This is a genomic window from Acidisphaera sp. S103 (genome assembly GCF_009765975.1).
Taxonomy (GTDB): Bacteria; Pseudomonadota; Alphaproteobacteria; order Acetobacterales; family Acetobacteraceae; genus Rhodopila.
Window position 1 is genome coordinate 198,479 of the sequence record NZ_LMUJ01000051.1, and the last position, 15,743, is coordinate 214,221.

Consider the following 15,743-nt stretch of genomic DNA (forward strand, 5'->3'; position numbering starts at 1 on the left):
TCGCCTGAATGACGAGGCGGTTCAAGTCGTTCGGGCGATGCTGCCGGCGGTTTCGTCCCAGCGCCACTGTCCATCCGCCAGGATATTGCCGACCCAGCGTTCGGGCGGCCGCAGCGACAGGTAGTCGATCCGTTCGGCAACCACCTGCCGTCCGGTGTCGGTGATCGTCGCTATGCGGGGGAACGGTTTTTCGCCGGGTTCTATCGTCAGCGCCGGCGGGTTGGTGCGCGCCATCGCCTCGACGGTGCCCAGAAGTCCGATATCGCCCATGAACACCAGCGGTTCCCGCCCGTTCACCATGGCGGCGAGGATTCGCCCGATGGGCGTTGGGCTCTCGGTCAGGATATCCAACACAAGGCGTTGGGTGAGCGACAAGCCGTCCGCGACGCCGGGCAGTTCCCGCAAATGCCGCCAGAGCGCCGGCGCGGCGATCGGGAGGGCGGGCGTGGCGGTCTCGGCGATTGCCTGTAATCCGGTTGGGTCGGGTTGGCGCAGTGCCGCCCAGATTGCCTGTCCGAGCGCGATCTGTTCGGGGGTGACGGATTTGCGGGCTGGCCAGAGGGCTGCCAGCGCCGTCGGTCCCAATTGGCCCAGGCCATTGAAGCGCGGGATGTCCGGGTGCCGGTCGATGCAGATCAATTCCAGGCATTCCGGCAGTGGGCCCTCGGCGAGCCGCGACAGGCAGCGGGCGAGGATGAGTTGGTCGTAGGAGTCATGCTCGAACCACAACACAACCCGCTGGTACTGGTGCGCCGAGGACAGGCGCTGTTCGGCCTGCCGCAGGCCGGCGAGGCATTGGGCTTCGGAGAAACCCATCAGTTGTCCAGGACCGGCGGCCAGTATGCGCGCGCGGGCCGCGACCAGGTCGGGGATTCCGGGCAGCGGGCCGTCGTGGACCGGATCCGAATATTCCAGGAACTCGCCGCCGAACCCAGCCGAACGCAACGTGTCGCGGATGTCGGACCCGCAACGGATATGCAGCGTCGGACGATCGTCATCGATCATGCCAGCATTTCCTGCAGCCGCGATGAGACGACGGACAGAACGCTGGCCCAGTCGCCACGTTCCGGCTGCCGCAGCAGCCACATCGATGGATACCACGGGCTGTCGTCGCGTTCCATCAGCCAGCGCCAGTCCGCCAGATGGGCCAGCAGCAGCCAGACCGGCCGATTCAGGGCGCCGGCCAGGTGGGCAATGGACGTATCGACGGATATCACCACGTCCATCAGCGAAACCAGGGCGCCGGCATCGCCGAAATCCTGTGGAATATCGGCGTGGTTCCGCACGTAGGGACGGTCTTGCAGGCCGGTTCGATCTGGCGCGCGGAGTCCGGTTTGGAGGACGTGGAACTCGATGTCCGGCCGATCGGTCAGCAGCGTCGCAAAGACGTCGAACGGGATGCTGCGGCGGGCGTCGTCGCGGTGCCTGGGGTTGCCCGACCAGGCGATCCCTACGCGCAAACCTCGCCGCGGACCCAGCGTGTTGCGCCAGCGTGCCATTCGGTCCTCGGGGACCGTCAGATAGGGGACAGCGGCGGGAATGCTGTCCAGGTCTGTGCCAAACACACGCGGCAGACTCAGCAACGAACAATGCACGTCGAACGGCGGCGGTGTCGTTGCGGTGTCGATCAGCCTGGCCACGCCTGGAAGTTTCGTCAGCAACGGGATTATCTCGGCGTAGGCCTGCAATATCACCCGGCCGCCGCGCGCTGCCACCAGGGGGGCATAGCGGGCGAATTGCAGCGCATCGCCCAGGCCCTGTTCGGCGTGCAGCAGGATGGCGCGCCCGTTGAGCGGCTCGCCTTCCCAGTTCGGCTGGGCGAAGGCACGCCACAGATGCCGATTGGCTCGGGTGCGAAACCGAGCTTCGTATTTGCGCCAGCCCTCGTGGAATTGGCCGTAGCGGAGCAGCCACATGGCGTCGGTTTCCTGCGCCTCCGGCAGGTCGGGACGCAGGGTCAGGGAGCGGCTGAGGCAGGCAAGGGCCTCGGCGTCGCGTCCCAGGACGAACAAGGCGGCGGCCAGGTCGTTGAACGCCTCGGCGCGGGTCGGATCCATGCGGGTGGCGGTGGTCAGAGCAATCGCGGCTTCGGCGCAGTCTCCCGCCAGGAACTGGCAATTGCCCAGGGCGTATAGGAAGAAGGGGTCGTCGGCGCCGGATTGGATCGCCAGTTTGAGCAGCGGGATGGCTTCTTCGGTGCGGCCGGCTTCCAGCGCTGGAATCAAGGCATCGTGCAGCGCGGCGGTGTAGGGGTTCATCCGCGGCGGATCGCCCATTGATCGAGATTGTCGCTGACCTGGCCGATGACGGTGTGCCAGTCGCCGCGCCGCTTCTGGCGGAATAGCCGCAGGCTGGGGTACCAGGGCGAGTCGTCCCGGTCCCGCATCCACCGCCAGTCCGCGCTGTGTGCCAGCATGACCCAGGTGGACATGTTCAGGGCGCCAGCCAGATGGGTAACCGCGGTATCGACGGAAACGATCATGTCCATCGACGCGATCAGCGCGGCGGTCTGGGCGAAGTCGGTCAGCGACGCGCTGTGGTCGGACAAGGCCGGGAAATCGGCCATCGTCTGGCGGTCGGCGTCATGGATGTCGCGCTGGATAACGTGACAGGCGATATCCGTCCGTTTCAGTAACGGTGCCAAAAGGCTGAGCGGTATGGAGCGGTTTCGGTCGTCGGCGTGCTGCAGGCTGCCGGACCAAGCCAGGCCAATCCGCATCTTTTGCCAAGGACCCAGCTTGTCGGACCACGCGGCGACCAGCGCGGGGTCGGCGGCCAGATACGGCATGGTCGAGGGAATGGCCTGAAGGCCGGTGCCGAACGCGGCGGGCAGGCTCATGAGCGAGCAATGCAGGTCGAAATGGGGCAATGGGTCGCCTGGCTCGAAAAGCTGTGTCACGCCGGGGATCGATTGGAACAGCGTGCCCAGGCCGCGCTGTACCTCCAACAGGACGGTGGCGCCGCGAGCGGCGACCATGGGGACGTAGCGGACGAACTGGATGGCGTCGCCAAAACCCTGTTCGGTGGACAGCAGGATGGTGCGTCCGGCCAGGTCTTCCCGGCCGGTCCAGATCGGGCCGGGGAAGGCGCGCACGCCGGACATCGCGGCGGGCAGCGTGAGGCGGGCCTCGTGTTCGGCCCAGGCGTCCGGCATCTGGCCGAGGGCCAGCCGCATCAGACTGCGAAAGTAATGGACGCGCGCGTTGCCAGGCTGGAGGGCCAGCGCCAGGTCGTATTGCCGGATCGCTTCCTTGGTGCGGTTCAGGCGGCCGAACAGACTGCCCAGGTCGCAGTGAGCGATGGTTTTGTCGGTCGCCCGGCGCAGTGATTCCTGCGCCCAGAGCAAGGCTTCCTCCGGCCGGTTCAGGGCGACCAGCGTGGCGGCGAGGTTGCCGTAGGCGTGCGCCAGTGTGGGTTCCAACGTGATCGCCCGTTGTAGATGCGGCAGGGCGTTTTCGTTACGGCCGAGGCTGCGCAGCGTCTCGCCCAGGTCGTTGTGCGCTCGGGCATGGTTGGGGTCGATCGCCAGGGCGTGCGTCAGCAGCCAGGCGGCGTCGTCGAACTGGCCCCGCAGGTAGGCCAGATGGCCGAGGAAATGGACCGCGTGGGCGTCGTGGCCGCTGCGGCCGATCACCAGACGCAGAACGGCCTCGGCTTCGCCGGCCCGGCCGGATTGGTGGGCCTGGAAGGCCGCTTCCAGCAGCAGATCGGTGTAGAGGCTCACGCGAGGGGGGCGGTTGCGTCGGACAGGGCGGCGTTGATCGCTTCCACCACTTGCGGCCAGCCGAACAGCTCGGGTTGGCGGAACAGGCGCATGGTGGGGTACCACGCAGTGGTGGTGCCGGCGGTCAGCCAGCGGTATTCGGCACCGAATGGCAGCATCGTCCAGGTCGGCTTGGCGAGGGCGCCGCCGAGGTGGATCAGCGCGGTGTCGACGCTGACGATCAGGTCCATCAGTTCCGTTACGGCGGCGGTGTCGGCAAAGTCGGCCAGATCCGTGCTGTGGTCGATCAGGTGAGGAAGGTGTTCCAGCGTGGTGCGGTCATCCGGCTCCATGGTGGTCTGGATGATGTGAAATTCGCAGTCGGTACGATCGAGCAGAGGCTCCAGCAAGGGGAGCGGGATGGACCGGTTCCAGACGCTGCTGGTGCCGGTCCAGGCTATGCCGATGCGGCGGCGGCCGTCGGAGGGACCAAGCCGCTCCTGCCATTTGGCCAGGCTGTCCGGGGGAACGGTCAGATAGGGGGCCGCGGCGGGGATGGTGTCCGGCGTGGTGCGGAAGGCGCGCGGCAGGCTCATGAAGGAGCAGTGGGTGTCATAGGGCGGTGGGTCCTCGCCGCGGGCATAGACGTCGGGCAGGCCGGCCAGCATCGGCTTCAGCGCGGGCTGGACCTCCAGGATCACGCGGGCGGCGCGTTGGCGCAGCAGGGGGATGTAGCGGAGGTACTGGATGGTATCGCCGTGGCCTTGTTCGGCATGCACCAGGATGGTGCGGCCCGTCAGGTCGGCGTCGCCCAGCCAGTACGGCCCGGGGGCGACGCGGCGCAGGGGTTGGCCGAGATGGGCATACCAGCGGGATTCGTGCTTGCGCCAGCCGTTCTCGAAGTCGCCCAGCGCGAGGAGCGCTAGCGCTTCCAGATAGCGGGCGTCGTTGGCGCTGGGCTGGATCTCATACACGCGCCGGTAGGCAGCGAGGGCTTCGGTGTAGCGGTTCATGCTGCACAGGCACATGGCGATGTCCGAATGGACCTGCATCTGGTTCGGATCGAGTTCGGCGGCATGTTCGAGATGCGGCAAGGCGAGGTCGGGGCGTTTCATCGCCACCAGTACTGAGCCGAGATTGGCGGCGATCGGACCTGCGTCCGGCGTCAGTTGCAGGGATCGGCGGAACAGTGCGGCGGCTTCGGCCAGGTGGCCTTGTGTCCGGCGGGTTTCGCCCAGGTTGTTGTGCAGGTGGGCGTCGGTTGGGGAATGCTCCAGCGCGTCGGCGTAGCGGGCGGCGGATTCGTCGAGGTCGCCGCGGGTGCGGGCGATGAAACCGAGGTGATGATGCACGTCCGCGTCGTCGCGGCCCGCCGCCAGGGCGTCACGGAAATGCACCTCCGCGGCGACATGGTCGCCCTGCGCGAAGGCTGCGCGTCCACGTTCCATGACGGTTTCGATATTGATGTCCACGGGCGGGGTCTTACCAGTGGCGTGTTGGAAGGTTCAACAGGCTGGCATTAAAATCAGAGCGGGTGCCAATATGGCTGACCATGCCGCATCCAGAGACTTGGCTGAAAGTCTTACCCGCCGGCCTGTTCTGCGAACCGGGCGGGTTCTTTATCGACCCGCTGCGGCCGGTGGACCGAGCGGTGATTACGCATGGGCATTCGGACCATGCGCGGCCGGGGCATCGCGCGATGCTGGCGACGGCGGACACGCTGGCGGTGATGCGGGCGCGATTGGGCGACTGGGGAGAGTCTCGGCAGGCGCTGGATTGGCATGAGCCGATCACCCTGGGCGATGTGCGGGTCTGGCTTGCTCCGGCCGGGCATGTGCTGGGCAGCGCGCAGGTGGCGATGGAGTATCAGGGCTCCCGAGCCGTGGTGAGCGGCGATTATAAGCGGGTGGCCGATCCCACCTGCGCGGGGTTCGAGCCGGTGCCGTGCGACGTGTTCGTCACCGAGGCGACGTTCGCCCTGCCGGTGTTCGTGCATCCGCCGCCGGCGCATGAGATCAAGCGGCTGCTCGATAGCGTGGCGTTGTTTCCGGAACGGACGCATGTCGTCGGGTGTTATGCACTGGGAAAATGTCAGCGGCTGATTGCGTTGTTGCGGCAGGCGGGATGGGACCGGCCGATCTGGCTGCACGGCGCCTTGGAGTCGATGTGCAAGGTCTATCGCGAGCGTGGGGTCGAACTGGGCGATCTGCGGCCGGCGACGGTGGCGGCGAAGGCGGAATTGGTAGGGGCGATCGTGCTGGCTCCACCCAGTGCCATCGCGGACCGGTGGGCTCGGCGGCTGGAGGACCCGGTGGTGGCGCTGGCATCGGGCTGGATGCGGGTGCGGCAGCGGGCGAAATCGCGTGGGGTGGAGTTGCCGCTGGTGATCTCCGACCACGCCGACTGGAACGAGTTGAATGCGACTCTGGATGATGTCGGTGCGCCGGAAGTGTGGGTGACGCATGGGCGGGAGGAAGCGCTGATCCATGCCGCCGGCCTGCGCGGGATACGCGGACGGGCGCTGCGGCTGCTGGGGTATGGGGATGATGACGAAGCGGAGGTTGCGTGAGATGAACGAGCCACTGGTGTTTACGTTCGCGGACGATGGGGCGATCCCGAATTCGCGGTTGCCTTTGCTGGTTTACCGGGATGCGGCGCTGGCGGACGCGGTTGCGATCGAGCGGATGTTTGCCGCCAATCGGTGGCCTCCGGCGTGGCGCGACGGGGTGCATCCGTTCCACCATTTCCATAGCACGGCGCATGAGGTTCTGGGTGTTGCGCGAGGCGAGGCTTCGGTGCTGTTCGGTGGTCCGAACGGGCAGGTGCTGACGGTGCGGGCGGGCGATGTCGTCGTCGTGCCGGCCGGGGTGGCGCACTGCAATCAGGGGCAGTCGAGCGACCTGCTGATCGTGGGGGCTTATCCGGATAATGGGCCGGGGCCGGATTTGCGGCGCGGGAAGCCCGGCGAGCATGATGCGGCCGCTCGCGCGGTTACGGCAGTGCCGGTGCCGGCGGCTGATCCGGTCACCGGGGCGGATGGCGCGTTGCCTCGGCTGTGGGGGTGATATGCCGCCGTGGGTGACAACCGGGGCGGCACGCCGCCGTCCCCGGTTGACACGCTGCTATTCGGCGGCGGTGCGGGCGCCGCCCAGGCCCGGGGAGGCCAGGAATTCCGCTACCTTGGCGGGCTCAAAACCGAGCACGTCGCGGAGGATTTCTTCGGTGTGCTCGCCCAGGAGGGGGGAGCGTTTTACCTCGGAGGCGCTGGCGGACAGTTTGATCGGGTTGCCGACGGACAGGTATTTGCCACGGGTCGGGTGATCGACCTCTACCACCGTGCCGGTGGCGCGCAGCGATTGTTCCTCGGCGATTTCCTTCATCGACAGGATCGGGCCGCAGGGGATGTCGTATTCGTTCAGGATGTCCATGGCCTCGAATTTTGTCTTGGTCATGGTCCATTCCTCGATCGTGTCGAAGATGGATTTCAGGCGGGGCAACCGGGCAGGGGGTTTGGCATAATCCGGGTGGGTCTTCCATTCCGGCTTACCGATCACGTCGCAGATCGACTCCCATACCGGGGCTTGGGCGATGAAGTAGATATAGGCGTTGGGATCGGTCTCCCAGCCTTTGCACTTCAGGATCCAGCCGGGCTGGCCGCCGCCGGAGGCGTTGCCGGAGCGGGGCACCGCCTCGCCGAATTTGCCGTCGGGGTATTGCGGGAATTCGGTCAGCGGGCCGTGGGCGAGGCGCTGCTGGTCGCGCAGCTTGACGCGGCACAGGTTCAGCACGCCGTCCTGCATCGCAACGTCCACTTTTTGCCCGAGCCCGGTGGTGTTGCGCTGGAACAGCGCGGCGACGATACCGAGCGCGAGGTGCAGGCCGGTGCCGGAATCGCCGATCTGGGCGCCGGTGACCGTCGGCGGCCCGTCATCGAAGCCGGTTGTGGACGCCGCGCCGCCGGCACATTGGGCGACGTTCTCGTAGACCTTGCAGTCCTCATACGGGCCGGGACCGAAGCCTTTGATGGACGCCAGGATCATCCTCGGGTTCAGTTGTTGCACGCGTTCCCAGGTGAAGCCCATGCGATCCAGCGCGCCGGGGGCGAAATTCTCCACCATCACGTCGCAGGATTTCACCAGGGACTCGAGCACTTCCTTGCCGTGCTTGTCGCGTCCGTCGATGGTGATGGAGCGCTTGTTGTGGTTCAGCATGGTGAAATACAGGCTGTCGACGCCCTTGATGTCCTGCAACTGGCCTCGGGTGATGTCGCCGACACCGGGCCGCTCGACCTTGATCACGTCGGCGCCGAACCAGGCGAGCAACTGCGTGCAGGTGGGGCCGGACTGGACATGGGTGAAGTCGAGGATTTTTACGCCGTCGAGTGCTTTGGTCATGTGTTCCTCACTTCTTCAGGTTGCTCTTGGGGTTGAGATTGCCGATGTTGCCGCTCTCGCTGCCGGCGGCCGGGTCGATCGCGGCGTTGATCAGCGTGGGCTTGCCGGACTCAATGGCCGCGTCCACCGCGCGTTTCAGTTCGTCTGGGGTGGTTACGTGGACGCCGACGCCGCCGAAACCGTCGATCATCCGGTCGTAGCGGGAGCCTTTGACGAACATGGTCGTTGCCGGGTCGTCACCGCCGCTGAGGTTGACGCCGTCGCCGCGATAGATCCCGTCGTTGTTGAATACCACGACGCAGACCGGCAGGTTGTAGCGGCAGATCGTTTCGACCTCCATGCCGGAGAAGCCGAAGGCGCTGTCGCCCTCAATGGCGAGGACGGGTTTGCCGGTTTCGACCGCGGCGGCGATGGCGAAGCCCATGCCGATGCCCATCACGCCCCAGGTGCCGACATCCAGGCGCTTGCGCGGCTGATAGATGTCGATGACGCCGCGCGCCTGGTCGAGCGTGTTGGCGCCTTCGTTCACCAGGATGGTGTCCGGACGCTCCTTGATCACGTCGCGCAGCACGCGCAGTGCGGAGTGGTAGTCCATTGGCGTCGAGTTCTTGCCGAGGCGGGACGCCATGCGAGCAATGTTGGATTCTTTCTTGGTGTTGATTGCTTCGACCCATTCGGACGGTGGTGGCGTCCAGTCGTTCCCCATGCTGCGCAGCATGGCGGTGACGCAGGACCCGATATCGCCCACCAGCGGCGCGGCGATCTCGACATTGCTGTCCATCTCACGCGGTTCGATGTCGATCTGGATGAACTTCTTCGAGCCGGGCGGCCCCCATTGCTTGCCCTTGCCGTGACTTAGCAGCCAGTTGAGGCGCGCGCCGATCATGACGACGACGTCGCTTTCCAGCAGAACGGTGGAGCGGGCAGCGGCGGCGCATTGCGGGTGCGTGTCGGGCAGCAGGCCCTTGGCCATGCTCATGGGGATGTAGGGAATGCCGCTTTTCTCGACCAGCGTGCGAATGTCGTCGTCGGCCTGGGCGTAGGCGGCGCCCTTGCCGAGGATGATCAGTGGACGCTTGGCGCCGCGCAGCACATCAAGCGCGCGATCGACGGCGGATTGCGCCGGAATCTGTGCCGGCGCCGGGTCGATCACCTTGACCAGTGACCGACGGCCGGCCTCTGCTTCCATGACCTGGCCGAACAATTTGCCCGGCAGGTCGAGATAGACGCCACCCGGGCGGCCGGACACCGCGGCGCGGATCGCTCGGGCGACGCCGATGCCGATGTCGGCGGCGTGCAGCACGCGGAAGGCGGCTTTGCACAGGGGTTTGGCGATGGCGAGCTGGTCCATCTCCTCGTAGTCGCCCTGTTGCAGGTCGACGATTTCGCGTTCGGAGGAACCGCTGACCAGGATCATTGGGAAGCAGTTCGTTGTCGCATTGGCCAGGGCGACGAGGCCGTTCAGGAAGCCCGGGGCCGAGACGGTCAGGCACACGCCGGGCGATTTGGTCAGGTAGCCGGCGATGGCGGCGGCGTTGCCCGCGTTCTGTTCGTGGCGGAATGAAATCACCCGCATCCCGGAGGCCTGGGCCAGGCGGCCGAGATCGGTGATCGGGATGCCCGGCACGCCGTAGATCGTCTTGATGCCGTTCAGCATCAGCGCGTCGATGACGAGGTGGAACCCGTCGGTCAGTTCGGTTTCGGTGTCGTTTGTCGTTGCCGACATGGTCATTTACCTCCGGTTTCGGTTTTCGGCCTGTCGATAAAGTCGCCATGGCGTTCGACATGCGCCGCCAGGCCCATTGTGTGATCGCGCACCAGGCGTTCGGCGTGATCCGGATCGCCCGCACGCAGCGCGGCGATGATCGCGCGGTGGTCGGCGACGGAGCGCTGGGCTCGGTTGTCCTGGGTCATGGTGACGGCCCGGACGGCGCGCATGTGGATGAACAGCGAGTCGGTCAGGGTGGTCATCAGGCCGATGCCGCCCAGGCGGATGATCGCCTTGTGAAATTCCATGTTGGCGTCGGAGTATTCGGTCAGATGGCCGGTCGGGTCTTCCTCGAACGCGTCCATCAGTTCGGTCAGTGCGGCGATGTCCGCCGGGGTTGCGGCCGTGGCGGCGATGCGGGCGGCCATGCTCTCGATCGCGGCCCAAACGGTGATCATCTCGACGATCTCGCGCTTGCTTTTGCGCACAACGATGATGCCGCGGCGGGGGATGGAGCGGACGAAGCCTTCCTGCTCCAGCACCGACAGGGCTTCGCGGATCGGCGTGCGGCTGACGCCCAGGTCTTCGCTTAGCCGGCGCTCATCGAGGCGGATTTCGCCGGCGCGGCCATAGATATCCATGTCCATGATGGCGCGCTTGATCGCGTCGCAGGCTTGCTTGCGCAGGCCCGTGCCGATGTCCAGCGGTTCGATTCGCAGTCTTGGCTGGGCTTGCGACAACCCGTCCCTCCTCGTTGCGGGTATTTTGTATTTTGTATGCCACGGGCGTCAAGAGGCTGGGATCGCCGAGGGTGATGCCGTGGCCCTGGTCAATCCGGTGCGGTTCCGCTTCACTGGTTGCCATAATGACGGGGGAAGCGGGGCATGGTTGCGGTGCGGGAGTACGATTTTGTCATCGTGGGCGCCGGGTCGGCCGGGTGCGTGCTGGCCAATCGCTTGAGTGCCGATCCGAACAACCGGGTCCTGCTGCTGGAAGCGGGGGGCAAGGATACCGATCCCTGGATCCACATTCCCGCCGGGTTCTATCGCAACATCTATAATCCCAAGGTGGCATGGTATTTCGAGACCGAACCGGTGCCGGAGATGCACAACCGCCGCATCTCCTGGCCGCGCGGCAAGGTGCTGGGCGGGTCTTCGTCCATTAACGGATTGATCTATATTCGCGGCCAGAGTCAGGATTTCGACTTGTGGCGGCAACTCGGTAATGCCGGATGGTCGTATGACGACGTGTTGCCGTATTTCCGCAGAGCGGAGGACCAGGAGCGCGGTGCCAACGAATTCCATGGTTCGGGCGGGCCACTGGGGGTTTCGGATTTGAAGACAGATCACCCGTTGCACGACGCCTTCATCGCCGGGGCGCAGGAGGCGGGGTATCCGTACAATCCCGACTTCAATGGCGCGAAGCAGGAGGGTGTCGGGCCGTTGCAATTGACGGTGAAGGGGCGGCGGCGGTCCTCGGCGGCCGTGGGGTATCTGAATCCAGTCAAATCGCGCCGCAATCTGCAGGTTGAAGTGCGTGCCCTGACCCATCGTGTACTGCTGGAGGGCAAACGGGCGGTCGGTGTCGAATACAGCCAGAATGGCGCGTTACATCAGGCTAAGGCGAAGAAGGAAGTGCTGTTGTGCGGCGGGGCCATCAACTCGCCGCAGATTTTGCAGTTGTCGGGCGTCGGGCCGGGCGAGTTGCTGCAATCGCTGGGACTCGAGGTGAAGCACGACCTGCCCGGCGTGGGGGAAAACCTGCAGGATCATGTCGGCGGCCGCATCATTCATCGCTGCGTCGACGGCACAGTGACGATGAACGAGATTTACCATAACTGGCTGCGCCGGCTTTACGCGGGGGCCGAGTGGATTTTGGCGCAGAAAGGGCCGCTGATGACCGGTGCGGGCCCGATCGGGCTGTTCGTGAAGACAAGGCCGGAGCTGGACAGCCCGGATGTGCAATACCAGTTCCTCGCCGGCAGCGCACAGAAGACCGGGGAGCCCATGCATCGCTTTCCCGGCTGCACCATGGTGGCGATTCCCTGCCGCCCGGAAAGCCGCGGCTGGCTGCGCATCCAGTCGCCCGACCCGGCGAAACCGCCGGCGATGCAGCCGAATTACCTGTCCACCCAGGGGGATCGCGACACCATGGTCGCCGGCCTGCGGGTCACTCGCAAAGTTTTCGCCACGGTGAGCATGCAGCGTTTCTGCAAGGAAGAAATCTATCCCGGGCCACAGGCGCAGACCGACGAGGACCTGCTGAACCATGTCCGAGAAACCGCCGGCACAACGTTTCACCAGACCAGCACCTGCATGATGGGGCCGGGACCCAAGGCGGTGGTGGGGACCGATCTGAAGGTGAAGGGGCTGGAGGGGCTGCGGGTGATCGATGCGTCCATCATGCCAACGGTGGTGTCGGGCAACACCAACGCCACCGTCATCATGATCGCGGAGAAGGGGGCGGATATGATTCTGAAGGCCGCATGAGCGTCGAGCAGGTCTTTGCCGGCAAGGTCGCCCTGGTCACCGGGGCGGGGAAGAATATCGGGCGCACCATCGCGCTTGACCTCGCGGCGCGGGGCGCCTCACTGGTTATCAACGGGCGCGGTGATCGGGCGGCCGTCGATGGCGTGGTGGCGGAGATCAATGCGGCGGGCGGCCAGGCGATCGGTTGCCTGGCGGATGTGTCGGATCCGGTGACGACTGGAGCCATGATCGAGGCAACCGTCGCGGCGTTCGGCGGCATCGATATCCTGGTCAGCAATGCCGGGCTGCGCCGGCAGACCCCGTTCCTGGAGATGTCGCTCGTCGAGTGGCGGGAAATCCTGTCCGTTGCCCTGGATGGTGCGTTCATTTTGGCTCGGGCGGCGGTGCCGCACATGCTTGGACGCGGGGGCGGGGCGATCGTCGCGCTGTCGGGGATTTCCACCCATGTCGGGACGCCGAACCGTTGCCATGTCTCGGCGTCGAAGGCGGGGTTGGAGGGGTTGATGCGGGCGCTGGCAGTGGAATTGGCGCCGCATGACATCACCTGCAACACGGTCGCGCCGGGTGCCGTGGATACGGTGCGCGGGGCGTCGGCGGGTGCGTTGCCGAAGACGCTGATCGATGGCGGTATCCCGCTGGGACGTAAGGCGGCGGTGGAGGAGATTGCCGCGGCGGTGCGCTTCCTGGCCGGGCCGGACGGGCGGTACATCACGGGGCAGACGCTGCATGTGAACGGGGGGGCGTTTCTGGGGTAAGGCGTTCACTTGCTTTACCTCGGCCGGCATGGTCCAAGGCGCGGGATCAAGCGCTGGTGAGCCCCGTCATGACCGATTCCCTGCCTGATCCCGCAGACACCCAAGAACGCATCCTGATCCTGGACTTCGGCAGCCAGGTCACTCAGTTGATCGCCCGCCGCCTGCGTGAGTCGGGCGTCTACTGCGAAATCTGGCCGTTCAATGCCGATGCGGCGCGCATTTCCGCCTGGCATCCGCGCGGGATTATCCTGTCGGGCGGCCCGGCGTCGGTGCATGAGGCGGTCTCGCCGCTGGCGTCGCCGGTGGTGTTCGATCTCGGCGTTCCGGTGTTGGGCATCTGCTACGGCGAACAGCTTCTGTGTCATCAGCTTGGCGGGGCAGTCGAGCCGTCCGACCATCGGGAGTTCGGCCGCGCCTATGTGGATGTGTCGGATGACTGCGCTCTGTTCCACGGCGTCTGGGCGAAGGGCGGTCGCGAGCAGGTTTGGATGAGCCATGGCGATCGGGTTACTCGGTTGCCGCCGGGTTTCCGGGTTGTCGCCACCAGCGAGGGGGCGCCGTTCGCCGCCATCGCCGATGACGCGCGCCGGTTCTACGGCGTGCAGTTCCACCCGGAGGTGGTGCATACGCCGCACGGTGCGCAGCTTCTGCGGAATTTCACCCATGATGTTGTCGGGTTGTCCGGATCTTGGACTATGGCGGGATTCCGAGCGACGGAGATTGCTCGGATTCGAGCTCAGGTGGGGGGTGGACGGGTGATTTGCGGGCTATCGGGCGGGGTGGATTCCTCGGTCGCGGCGGTGCTGATCCATGAGGCGATCGGCGAGCAACTGACCTGCATCTTTGTCGACCACGGGCTGCTGCGGCAGAACGAAGCGGATGAGGTGGTGGCGACATTCCGAGACCGGTTCAACATCAAGCTGGTGCATCGCGATGCGTCGGAGCTGTTCCTCGGCGCGTTGGAAGGGGTGACCGATCCTGAAACGAAACGCAAGACGATCGGCCGCCTCTTCATCGAGGTGTTCGAGGAAGAAGCTGCTCGTATTGGCGGTGCGGACTTCCTGGCGCAGGGCACGTTGTACCCGGATGTGATTGAAAGCGTCAGCTTTACCGGTGGCCCGTCCGTTACGATCAAGTCGCATCACAACGTCGGTGGCCTGCCGGAACGGATGCGCATGAAGCTGGTGGAACCGCTGCGCGAATTGTTCAAGGACGAGGTTCGGGTGCTGGGCCGCGAACTCGGCATGCCGGAAACGATCGTCGGCCGGCATCCGTTCCCCGGGCCGGGGCTGGCGATCCGCATTCCCGGCGCCATCACGCGGGAGAAGGCGGATCTGCTGCGCAAGGTGGACGCGATTTACCTGGAGGAAATTCGGTCCGCCGGCCTGTACGACGCGATTTGGCAGGCCTTCGCTGTTCTGCTTCCCGTTCGGACCGTCGGGGTGATGGGCGACGGGCGGACGTATGACATGGCGTGCGCGCTGCGGGCGGTGACCAGCACGGATGGCATGACGGCGGATGTCTATCCGTTCGAGATGGCGTTCCTGACGCGGGTCGCCGGGCGGATCGTTAACGAGGTACGGGGGGTGAACCGGGTGACGTATGATATCACCAGCAAGCCGCCAGGGACGATTGAGTGGGAGTGATGGGGAGTACTGTGGAGTAGAACAAGGTAGGAGCGGATACCAAAGTGAGTCGATGGTCGTCGTTGGCAGTCGATAGAGAGTAGGTGTCTAGTCCTTGTGCCGTAGTCGCGTGCACGGTGAACCGATTCTTCGGTGAGGATGTTATCGCGGCCATCGCTTTGTTTTACTATCTTTTGTTAACCAAGCCCGTGTTCCAATACGCTTCCAGCCATCTGTTGAAGGTGTGGGTCGGCGGATATTCGCGCCGAACCTGTTCTATGTCGAAGTGAAAACCTTTGTCTTCGAACCAATGGTACATCACAGTCAGTTCCCTTCCCATCTTCTTCTCGAACTGATCCCAGGAAACCTGAACGTACTTCACGTCTCGCGCAGTCGCGCGGCTGAAGGCGTCGGCGATCTGCTGCATCGATAGTTCATCACCCGCCAGCGAAAATGTCCTGTTCTTCCATTTGCCGGGATCCTCGAATGCAAGCGCTGCAAACGCGCCGATGTCATCCACCGCTATCATCTGCAAGTTTGCCGTCGGGCTTAACGGCTGTTGCAGCTGCCCGTTGCGGATCGACTCGCCGAACCCTCTCCACCAGTTCTCCATGAAAAAGACGGGCCGCACAATTGTATATTGTAAACCGCTCGACCGCAGATGCTCTTCCACTTTAACTTTGCTTTCGAAGTGGGGAATGCCTGTCTCTTCGTCCGCTGACCCTACTGAACTGTAAACAAAATGGCTGACACCCTGCCGCTTTGCCGCCTCGATAACCGCCACTCCCTGCAGGATCTCATTAGCCGTGTAGGGCTGCACGGAGAATACGCCATACACACCGTCCATCGCGCGCATCAGGCTGTCGGGATCATCGAGGCTTCCCTGAAACACTTTCTCCCCATACCCCATCAGTTGACGTGCTTGTTTGCTATCGGGATCCCGCACCAGCGCGCGCAACTTGAATCCTTTGTTCCGCAGGTGCTGGTAGACGGCGCCTCCCTGCCTTCCGGTGGCGCCTGTCACCAAAATGATTCGTTCGCTGTTCGTTGACACGCGTTCCATCTCCTT

13 protein-coding genes are annotated in these 15,743 nt (G+C 65.0%); 5 read left to right on the top strand and 8 right to left on the bottom strand.

The window, feature by feature from the left end; all coding sequences use genetic code 11:
* Positions 1–21 precede the first annotated feature (21 nt).
* Genes GSQ89_RS15375 through GSQ89_RS15390 form a run of 4 tightly spaced genes read right to left on the bottom strand, consistent with a single transcriptional unit; the run spans position 22 to position 5,175 of the window.
* The gene (locus GSQ89_RS15375; RefSeq protein WP_158926651.1) at positions 22–1,005 is read right to left on the bottom strand and encodes a DUF1835 domain-containing protein; all 984 of its coding nucleotides are present in this window, start codon (positions 1,003–1,005) and stop codon (positions 22–24) included.
* Complete coding sequence (locus GSQ89_RS15380) at positions 1,002–2,258, bottom strand: tetratricopeptide repeat protein (RefSeq protein ID WP_158926653.1); 1,257 nt, start codon at positions 2,256–2,258, stop codon at positions 1,002–1,004. Before GSQ89_RS15380 ends, GSQ89_RS15375 begins: the two co-directional genes overlap by 4 nt.
* Positions 2,255–3,724, bottom strand: a complete 1,470-nt coding sequence (locus tag GSQ89_RS15385) for a tetratricopeptide repeat protein (protein ID WP_158926655.1) — start codon at positions 3,722–3,724, stop codon at positions 2,255–2,257. The genes GSQ89_RS15380 and GSQ89_RS15385 overlap by 4 nt, the downstream gene beginning before the upstream one ends.
* Positions 3,721–5,175, bottom strand: coding sequence for a tetratricopeptide repeat protein (locus GSQ89_RS15390; protein ID WP_158926657.1), 1,455 nt, complete (start codon positions 5,173–5,175; stop codon positions 3,721–3,723). The genes GSQ89_RS15385 and GSQ89_RS15390 overlap by 4 nt, the downstream gene beginning before the upstream one ends.
* 80 nt (positions 5,176–5,255) lie before the next feature.
* Here GSQ89_RS15390 and GSQ89_RS15395 point away from each other — a divergent pair, with 80 nt between their 5' ends.
* Complete coding sequence (locus GSQ89_RS15395; RefSeq protein WP_158926983.1) at positions 5,256–6,272, top strand: ligase-associated DNA damage response exonuclease; 1,017 nt, start codon at positions 5,256–5,258, stop codon at positions 6,270–6,272.
* A gap of 1 nt (position 6,273) precedes the next feature.
* Positions 6,274–6,768 (top strand): cupin domain-containing protein, encoded by a 495-nt coding sequence (locus GSQ89_RS15400; protein ID WP_216856182.1) that lies wholly within the window; start codon positions 6,274–6,276, stop codon positions 6,766–6,768.
* Between the two features lie 57 nt (positions 6,769–6,825).
* On the opposite strand, the gene frc is transcribed toward GSQ89_RS15400, so the two are convergent.
* The 3 genes from frc to GSQ89_RS15415 are packed head-to-tail and all read right to left on the bottom strand — an operon-like array spanning position 6,826 to position 10,545.
* Positions 6,826–8,097 (bottom strand): formyl-CoA transferase, encoded by a 1,272-nt coding sequence (frc, locus tag GSQ89_RS15405; RefSeq protein ID WP_158926661.1) that lies wholly within the window; start codon positions 8,095–8,097, stop codon positions 6,826–6,828.
* Between the two features lie 7 nt (positions 8,098–8,104).
* A complete protein-coding gene (oxc, locus tag GSQ89_RS15410; RefSeq protein WP_254073221.1) occupies positions 8,105–9,823 on the bottom strand; it encodes an oxalyl-CoA decarboxylase in 1,719 nt (572 codons plus the stop codon).
* Between the two features lie 2 nt (positions 9,824–9,825).
* On the bottom strand, positions 9,826–10,545 hold the full coding sequence (locus tag GSQ89_RS15415; protein WP_254073222.1) for a GntR family transcriptional regulator: 720 nt from the start codon (positions 10,543–10,545) through the stop codon (positions 9,826–9,828).
* A gap of 144 nt (positions 10,546–10,689) precedes the next feature.
* Here GSQ89_RS15415 and GSQ89_RS15420 point away from each other — a divergent pair, with 144 nt between their 5' ends.
* The 3 genes from GSQ89_RS15420 to guaA all read left to right on the top strand — a co-directional run bounded on the left by GSQ89_RS15420 (position 10,690) and on the right by guaA (position 14,695).
* Positions 10,690–12,294, top strand: a complete 1,605-nt coding sequence (locus GSQ89_RS15420; protein ID WP_158926665.1) for a GMC family oxidoreductase — start codon at positions 10,690–10,692, stop codon at positions 12,292–12,294.
* Positions 12,291–13,049: an SDR family NAD(P)-dependent oxidoreductase gene (locus tag GSQ89_RS15425; RefSeq protein WP_158926667.1), complete on the top strand. Its 759-nt coding sequence runs from the start codon at positions 12,291–12,293 to the stop codon at positions 13,047–13,049. Before GSQ89_RS15420 ends, GSQ89_RS15425 begins: the two co-directional genes overlap by 4 nt.
* Before the next feature lie 68 nt (positions 13,050–13,117).
* Complete coding sequence (guaA, locus tag GSQ89_RS15430; RefSeq protein ID WP_158926669.1) at positions 13,118–14,695, top strand: glutamine-hydrolyzing GMP synthase; 1,578 nt, start codon at positions 13,118–13,120, stop codon at positions 14,693–14,695.
* Positions 14,696–14,861: 166 nt separating this feature from the next.
* Here the strand turns inward: guaA and GSQ89_RS15435 are convergent, their stop codons facing one another.
* On the bottom strand, positions 14,862–15,728 hold the full coding sequence (locus tag GSQ89_RS15435; RefSeq protein WP_158926671.1) for an NmrA/HSCARG family protein: 867 nt from the start codon (positions 15,726–15,728) through the stop codon (positions 14,862–14,864).
* Positions 15,729–15,743 lie beyond the last annotated feature (15 nt).